The following is a 7712-nucleotide window of genomic DNA, read 5'->3' as shown; positions in this document are numbered from 1 at the left end:
CGTTGTTGAGCCTGAACCCGTTGTTGAGCCTGAACCCGTTGTTGAGCCTGAACCCGTTGTTGAGCCTGAACCCGTTGTTGAGCCTGATGCAAATAATTCTCAGTTAACAACGCAACTGGATGATCCTCGTACTTTGCTGCGTTGCTCACCGCAAGAACTGCTTGGTGAGTGGACACCAGAAAAATGGGATTATTGGCTACAAACGGCTCGTGAAGCGGAGATATTGGCTCAAGACGAATTGGCACTTGCGCGTCAAGGCATGATGACGGGCTTATGCGATGGCAAGGCAATATTTATAACCAGTGTAGATAGTCGGCACTTACAAACCACTTTTCAGCAATTAGCGGCTAAACTGCAACAGCAGTTCACCCAAGCAGAAATTGACTTGCAAATCGATGGCAGCGTCATGCAAGCAGAGGATAAGACGCCTGAGCGTCGCCAACAAAAGCGCTTGGTGCATGCCAAAACGGTTGCAGAAGCAAGACTGCTTGCTACGCCTGTGATGCAGTATTTGAATGAGCGCGGTGAAGGAAAAATGGGTAAGATTCAGTTGTATTAAACAGTCAGAAAAACTGTTGTTAAAATTATTTAAAAGTCTATATAGTTATTAAAGACAACTTTCATATAAAATATCAAGGCGATGTTGTACTATCGCCTTGATATTTTTGTTTTTATTGCAGAGTAAATGGGCTTTTTTAAACAAGAGAGAAATATTTAATAACGATAAGATAAATTAAGATTCGTTATAATGGTTAAGTTATATTAAAAACTGAAATGAAGTTTAGGTGAGAATATGTTGGATAATTTACGTGGTATGGCTGTGTTCGCCAGTGTGGTTGGACATGGCTCTTTTAGTGGCTCAGCACGTGAGCTTGGCATTACAACCAGTGCAGTCAGTCAGCAAATCCGCTCATTAGAAAATGAGCTGGGCGTCGTGCTATTACACCGCTCAACTCGTAAGCTGAGCTTAACAGAAGCTGGTGAAAGCTTTTATGAAGCCGCAAAGGATGTGGTAAGTGCTGCTGAACAAGGCCGGATTAAGGTCAATCAGTTGCGTGATGAGTTGGCAGGCAGCTTACGAGTGGCGACAACACCGGAGCTTGGCGTTAATCACATCTTGCCGGCACTCTCTACGTGGATGGCGGCACATGATGATCTTAGCATTACCTATCTAGCAGACAACCACTATATTGACATGATTGATGAGCGGATCGATATTGCGATTCGTATGAGTCCATCGATTAATGACTCGAGCCTCAGCAGTCATCCATTGACCGATGTGCGCCAAATGTTGGTTGCTTCACCGCAGTACCTACGCCAACATACCAAACTGCAGACGCCTAAAGATTTGGCTGACCATCAGCTGATTTGTATTGAAATCATGAAAGATGCCAATCAAATTGATCTCATTCAGACAGAAACGGGTAAAAAGACGCGTACGAAAATGAATTCACGCATTTATACCAATAATGTCTTTATGGCGACCACCTTGGCAAAAGAAGGTCATGGCTTGGTTAGAATGATGGAAATGGACATCAAAAAAGAGCTTGAAAATGGTGATTTGGTCGAAGTGTTGACCGGTTATCAATTACCAAGTTTTGTACTATATGCTGTCACCTTAAACCGTGATCAACAGCCAGCCAAAATCACTCGCTGTTTAGAGGTGTTAAAAAAGTATTTTCATGCTAATTAGATGACGTTTGAATAATGCACCGTAGAGAGTAGTTTAAAGCCTCCAAAAGCAAAAAGCCTATAGACATATTATCTATAGGCTTTTTTAGTGTTAGCGTCTAGTGTGACCAATCATCTAAAATGATGGTTTTAGCAAGTCAATCAAACGCTCAGCCACTTGTGTGCTCTCATCGCGGCTCATATTAAGCGGCGGTAGCAAGCGCACAACATGCCCACCAGTGACATTGATGATTAGCTTTTGCTCATCACGCGCACGATCAACCAACTGACTACAGTCCATGTCTTCAGGCAAAGCGATACCAATCATCATACCTGCACCACGACTGCTGACGCTGTATTGTCCTAGTGTATCGACCAGCGTCTCACGAATAAACAGCCCTTCGGTTACGGCATTGGTCATGATATCACTGTTAGCCAACACGTCATACACGCTATGTACCACACGACTGGCGAGCGGCGTGCCGCCATAAGTAGAACCATGGCTACCAGCACCAAACAGGCCATTAGCGCGGCCACGTACCATACACGCGCCTACTGGAAAACCGTTACCCAAGCCCTTAGCTGTCGTCAATACATCAGGACGCGCATTACTATGTTGATAAGCGAAGTATTTACCCGTACGACCATTACCTGTTTGCACTTCATCCAGCATAAATAGCCAGTTGTGGGCTTCACACTCTGCTTGTAGTTCTTCAAGATACGTAAATCCGTTGGCAGCAGTATTTAAACCGCCTTCACCTTGAATAGGCTCTACAAAGATGGCGCAAATTTCATCATGATCTTGCGCGGCTTGCTTAATCGCGGCAATATCGCCAAAGGGTACACGGATAAAGTCCTCATCTAATGTGTAAAACCCTTCACGGGCTTTTGGGTTGGCGGTGGCTGACAATGATAGTAAGGTACGACCATGGAATGACTGCTCCATAACGATGACTTTTGGGCGTTTAAAACCTTGCTGATAGGCATATAGACGCGCCAATTTGAGCGCCGCCTCGTTCGCTTCAGCACCACTATTGGCAAAGAACACACTGTCCATTTGGGCGGCTGTACATAGCACTTCACCCGCACGCTCTTGCCAGTCGATACCGAATAAATTACTGGTATGTACTAAAGTCGCTGCTTGCTGCTGAATGGCGTCAGTCACTTGCGGGTGGCAATGCCCTAGACCGCATACAGCAATACCAGTCAGCGCATCTAAATAAGGCGTGTCATCTTTGGTATATAGCCAGCTGCCTGAACCGCGTGTAAAGCTGATTGGCTGACGGTTATAAGTGGGCATCAGATAAGTAGCAGACATATAAAACATCCTTAAGATGATAAATTAGTTAAAAGAGAAGGTGTTGATTATAGCTCGTCAGAAAAAGGCGTGGTTTCTGCAGGTAAGGTATAGTCTTCATTTGCCCATGCACCTAAGTCGATAAGTTTGCATTGACTGCTACAAAACGGCTTGTATTTATTGTCTTGCCATGCTGTTTTAGTACCACAACGTGGGCAAGGATAGGTTTTAGGGGAGCTGTGGGGGGTAGATTCAGTCATGATAAGGGTGGGAGTATCCTCAATTTATTTGTATGATGAACGTCATTAGCGAGCGGCAGTCGGTAATTGCATCTATTTTCATCTCGTATGCGCTTGATAGACTACGATAGCGCGTTACTCGCTGTCGCCATATTACTATTGAAGTGGATTGGCTATATAATAGCATGCGCCTGAATAATGGCAAAAGACAAATACTTTAAGGATAGTAGATGACCGATAATATTGAGCTTACACATCAGCAACAGCGAGCATTTCAACCAGAAAAGCTTTCAGCACCACGTGATTTTATTATGCCAAATATCATTCACGACAATAAAAGCGCTGTCCCTTTAATATTAGAAATTGGTGCAGGGAAGGGTAAGCATGCGCTTGGTTTCGCCGCAAAAAATACCGATAAGCATCTGATTGCGATCGAACGTACGCGCAATAAGTTTGACGCTTTCGCTAAACTGGCAGTGCTACAAGATTCACCGAATTTAACTGCCATTCATGCTGATGCGATCGCATGGATTGTGCATGCCATTGAACCCAATAGCGTCAGTCAAATCTTCATACTGTACCCCAATCCTGAACAGCACAATCCCAACCAGCAATGGCTAAACATGCCTTTCTTCGAGTTTCTATTGTCGCGCTTGCAAGTAGGTGGAGAGGTGGTACTAGTAACCAACATCGAAGCCTATATCAATAATGCAGAGCAGCGAGCAACGGAGATATGGTCGTTGCCTAATGAGCGCTATCAAGTCGCTGATGACAGTCAGCGCACGCATTTTGAAATAAAATATTTAGCCCGTGGAGAGGTATGCTGGGAACTTATTATGCGTAAGCCCGAGGGTTATAAAACTAGGTTTGATGAGTGGCAGGCCGACACTGTGAATCAAGTTAAATAGCCTAAGTAATAAATCAAGACCAATATTGCCAATAATAAGTACTAATTTGTAATATGTAAAATAGCCTAAGCAAATAAAATATTAAAAAATAAAACCGCCACTAAAAGGCGGTTTAAAAATTACTTACTCTTACATTAAGACCATAAATAAGGTTTTACTAAGGTATCGGAATCAGTATAAGCGTTAAGCACCGTCAAAAAGGTGTAAGCACCAATAAATTTTCGACTAATAAACATAAATTCTTTTGGTGGTAAGTTAAACTCAAAAGACTGCATCGCTTTTGTGGCTTGTGTTGAGAGGCGAGAGTGGAGTTTGCTGTTCGCCCAAATATAACGGTCGTCCTTATCTAGACAATCGGTAGGAATATCAGGATTGGTCGCCGGATCACTAAACGGTTCGGTTGCCAATAAAAATAGTGACGCCATATCAGAGCGTACTTTATCACTCATACTATCAAAGAAGTCATAACCCGTCATCGCAAGCATCATCGCCTGATGGTCATGGCGGTAACCAGCTTTTAGTAAGCCATGCGCAATGGTCAAAAGGTTGTTATCAAATTGACGAATAGCACCAAAATCTAATAATACTAATTTATCGATATCGCCTTCATTTTCACTGACACGAACCAGATAATTACCAAAGTTAGGGTCTGTCTGCATTTCGCCCCACACAAAAATCTCTTGCATCATGATTTCGATGGCCGCCTGACCAATAGCGTTCCGACGCTCATGAGGTAATAATTGTAATGCCTCAGAAACTACGGTAATACCTGGCTCATAAGACATACAGAGTAGGCGTTTTTTGGAATAAGTGCGATTAATCTTGGGAACTATGTAACGCGGATCATTACTCAGACGGTCATAAAACCGTTCTGTCGTCGCGGCTTCAGCTTCATAGTCCACCTCATGATGGAGTAGGTCACGTATCTCTTCGAACCAAGCATCGAGCGAACGGGTCTGCGGAACGATATTACTCACTCTTAATAGTTGCTTAAATAAAGCAAGATCTGAGTTGATCGCATCAGCAACACCCGGATACTGAATTTTTAATACAACTTGCTCGCCAGTTGCAATCACGGTGGCTCGATGAACTTGAGCGAGCGACGCAGTACCTATAGGAACCGTATCGACATCTAATTCATGTAGTTTTTCACCCAATAATTGCTGCAGGGTTTGTTGCATGGTTGGCCATGATAGCGTAGCGGTATCGTCATTGAGCGTTTGCAAGGCACGGGTGATTTCTGGTGGTAAAATATGTTCGCCATAAATCGCTAGCATTTGACCAATTTTGACGACCGAACCTTTTAGCTTACCTAGCTCTTCTGCGAGGTAATTTGCTTGGGCTTCCATAAATACTTGGTTGCGTGCTGTGCGTGCTTCTTTATTTAAGAACATGCCAGACACACTATTACCCGCCCAGCGGCGACCAATATTTAAGGAGGTTTTAGCAATCGACATTCGTCTATCAAACCCTGAGGTTTTTAAGTTATCGATGGATTGCTTGGTGCTAGAAGGTTTAGACGTATCATTTGCCATAAATATAATCATTCATCCAGTTGGTATTGATTTGTGGGTTCAAAACCTACAATACAAGGGAGATGCGATGTACGAGTACAAAATTGTATCATATAAAGCACATTTGGTTGATGAGCCTAAGCTTGCCAATAGCAGTTACTTTGTAAGCCGCAGTATATATTTGCAGATTATCACTTCGTAAAAAATAATATCAAAAAATAAGACCTAGCATGATGCTAGGTCGAATCATAAAAGCTAAGAATAATTTGATGTATCAGACTAAAACTGCGAACAGCTCTCGCCTGAGTAATATTGATTTTTAACTGTTTTCACGAGCAATGGCATGATGACCAATATCACGGCGATACTGTGCACCATCAAAACTAATCGCACCTGTTACCGCAAGTGCGGCTTGCTGAGCATCTGAAATACTATCGGCAAGAGCAGTCACGCATAGTACACGTCCGCCATTCGTCACCACTTCTTTTTCACGGTCTATGGCATCGCTGTCAGAAAAAGCAGTGCCAGCATGGAAGACTTTGACAGCGTTGTCATTATTATCATCTAGTTCTGGCAAGCCAGCAATTACATCACCTTTTGATGATGTTTCAGGATAGCCTTTTGAAGCAATGACGATACCGAGGGCAGGGCGGCTATCCCATTGAGCATCACTAGGCAACTGTCCTGCTAGACCTTGTGCCACCAAATCTACCATTGATGATTGTAAACGCATCAAGATAGGCTGAGTTTCTGGATCACCAAAACGGCAGTTAAATTCGATCACATAAGGGTCACCTGCTTCATCAATCATGAGACCTGCATATAAAAATCCCGTATAAGGGTGACCAGCATTATTCATTGCATCAACCACTGGCTGAATGACTTGGGCCATGACTTTTTCATGGACATCTTGAGTGACCACTGGCGCAGGAGAGTATGCTCCCATACCGCCTGTGTTCGGACCTGTATCGCCTTCAAAAGCCCGTTTATGGTCTTGGCTTGTTGCCATTGGCAAGATATTTTTACCATCAATCATGCAGATAAAGCTGGCTTCTTCACCTTGCAAAAACTGCTCAATCACCACGCGGCTGCCTGCATCACCAAACTTATTGTCCGCAAGCATATCATCGATGGCCTCATATGCCTGTTCGATAGTTTCTGCGACGATGACCCCTTTACCAGCGGCAAGGCCATCGGCTTTGATAACAATGGGTGCGCCTTGTTCATCGATATAAGCTTTGGCAGCTACCGCTTCCGTGAAGCCTTTATAGGCTGCGGTAGGGATATTGTTTTGCTCCATAAATTCTTTGGCGAAGGTTTTGGAGCCTTCTAACTGCGCACAGTAAGCGGTCGGTCCCCATGCCTTAATACCAGCATCGCGGCAAGCATCAACGATACCAGTGACCAAAGGCGCTTCTGGTCCAACAATGACCATATCAATGGCATTGTTTTGGCAAAAATCGATGATTGCACTATGCTCACTAGCGTTCTCATCTGTCGATACTAGGACAACGTTTTGGCATTTAGGTTCAAGCGCTGTACCAGCATTACCAGGCGCGACGTAGACATTATTGACCTTATCGTCTTTTGCACATTGCCATGCTAGCGCGTGTTCGCGACCACCTGAACCAATCACCAAAATATTCATCATACGTCTTGCCCTTAGCATTAAAATTAGTTATGAGTTAGCCACACACTCTCAAATATACTGGCATATTCTAACAAAAAAGTCGTACTGATTGCCATGAGTATCCACTTGCCAGCAATTAATCATCAATAAACGGAAAAACCTGTCTCATGAGCAAATGTTATCGACATGTTGCTGATTCATGAAATGATGTTGTACGCTTTAGCTGGCGCGCTATGTACGTTACACTTCACTAAATTAATGGCATTAAATCCCAATTGCGACATATTCCTAAAAATAAGGGTGAAAAAAGGAGAGAAACTTAAAATATCAAGAAAAAACAGAATAAATTGCGTAAATGGATATACTGCTCCGCAGCACTAATAATGTTTCACATATTTATGCGCTGCCATTAGTTATTACGAATCAATAAACTTAAATAAATGATAAATCAAA

At 43.3% G+C, this 7712-nt stretch carries 6 protein-coding genes and 1 pseudogene; 3 read left to right on the top strand and 4 right to left on the bottom strand.

The features are described from left to right. Both JMX82_RS12995 and JMX82_RS12990 read left to right on the top strand, forming a co-directional pair. A pseudogene (locus JMX82_RS12995) lies at positions 1-559 on the top strand (DNA polymerase III subunit gamma/tau); the annotation flags it as partial. 234 nt (positions 560-793) lie between these two features. After that, on the top strand, positions 794-1693 hold the full coding sequence (locus JMX82_RS12990; protein WP_045448120.1) for a LysR family transcriptional regulator: 900 nt from the start codon (positions 794-796) through the stop codon (positions 1691-1693). A gap of 114 nt (positions 1694-1807) precedes the next feature. Here JMX82_RS12990 and JMX82_RS12985 read toward each other — a convergent pair whose 3' ends face one another. Together JMX82_RS12985 and JMX82_RS12980 are read right to left on the bottom strand one after the other, a co-directional pair. Next, a complete protein-coding gene (locus JMX82_RS12985) occupies positions 1808-2989 on the bottom strand; it encodes an aspartate aminotransferase family protein (RefSeq protein WP_201540853.1) in 1182 nt (393 codons plus the stop codon). A 47-nt stretch (positions 2990-3036) separates the two neighbouring features. Beyond that, on the bottom strand, positions 3037-3228 hold the full coding sequence (locus JMX82_RS12980; protein ID WP_201540852.1) for a DNA gyrase inhibitor YacG: 192 nt from the start codon (positions 3226-3228) through the stop codon (positions 3037-3039). A 209-nt stretch (positions 3229-3437) separates the two neighbouring features. Here JMX82_RS12980 and JMX82_RS12975 point away from each other — a divergent pair, with 209 nt between their 5' ends. Continuing rightward, positions 3438-4115 (top strand): SAM-dependent methyltransferase, encoded by a 678-nt coding sequence (locus JMX82_RS12975; RefSeq protein WP_201540851.1) that lies wholly within the window; start codon positions 3438-3440, stop codon positions 4113-4115. A 134-nt stretch (positions 4116-4249) separates the two neighbouring features. Here the strand turns inward: JMX82_RS12975 and JMX82_RS12970 are convergent, their stop codons facing one another. Continuing rightward, positions 4250-5650, bottom strand: coding sequence for an ABC1 kinase family protein (locus tag JMX82_RS12970; protein ID WP_201540850.1), 1401 nt, complete (start codon positions 5648-5650; stop codon positions 4250-4252). Between the two features lie 298 nt (positions 5651-5948). Continuing rightward, positions 5949-7277 carry a phosphoribosylamine--glycine ligase gene (gene purD / locus JMX82_RS12965; protein WP_201540854.1) on the bottom strand — a complete coding sequence of 443 codons (1329 nt, stop codon included), beginning with the start codon at positions 7275-7277 and terminating at the stop codon, positions 5949-5951. Positions 7278-7712: the final 435 nt, after the last annotated feature.

This window comes from Psychrobacter sp. 1044 (genome assembly GCF_904846525.1).
Lineage (GTDB): Bacteria > Pseudomonadota > Gammaproteobacteria > Pseudomonadales > Moraxellaceae > Psychrobacter.
This window is presented reverse-complemented; position numbering and strand designations above follow the sequence as displayed.

What these genes read in the sequence shown, in the direction of transcription:
- JMX82_RS12990 (WP_045448120.1), top strand. Translation starts at nt 794, where the DNA reads ATGTTGGATAATTTACGTGGTATGGCTGTGTTCGCCAGTGTGGTTGGA.
- JMX82_RS12985 (WP_201540853.1), bottom strand. Translation starts at nt 2,989, where the DNA reads ATGTCTGCTACTTATCTGATGCCCACTTATAACCGTCAGCCAATCAGC.
- JMX82_RS12980 (WP_201540852.1), bottom strand. Translation starts at nt 3,228, where the DNA reads ATGACTGAATCTACCCCCCACAGCTCCCCTAAAACCTATCCTTGCCCA.
- JMX82_RS12975 (WP_201540851.1), top strand. Translation starts at nt 3,438, where the DNA reads ATGACCGATAATATTGAGCTTACACATCAGCAACAGCGAGCATTTCAA.
- JMX82_RS12970 (WP_201540850.1), bottom strand. Translation starts at nt 5,650, where the DNA reads ATGGCAAATGATACGTCTAAACCTTCTAGCACCAAGCAATCCATCGAT.
- purD (WP_201540854.1), bottom strand. Translation starts at nt 7,277, where the DNA reads ATGAATATTTTGGTGATTGGTTCAGGTGGTCGCGAACACGCGCTAGCA.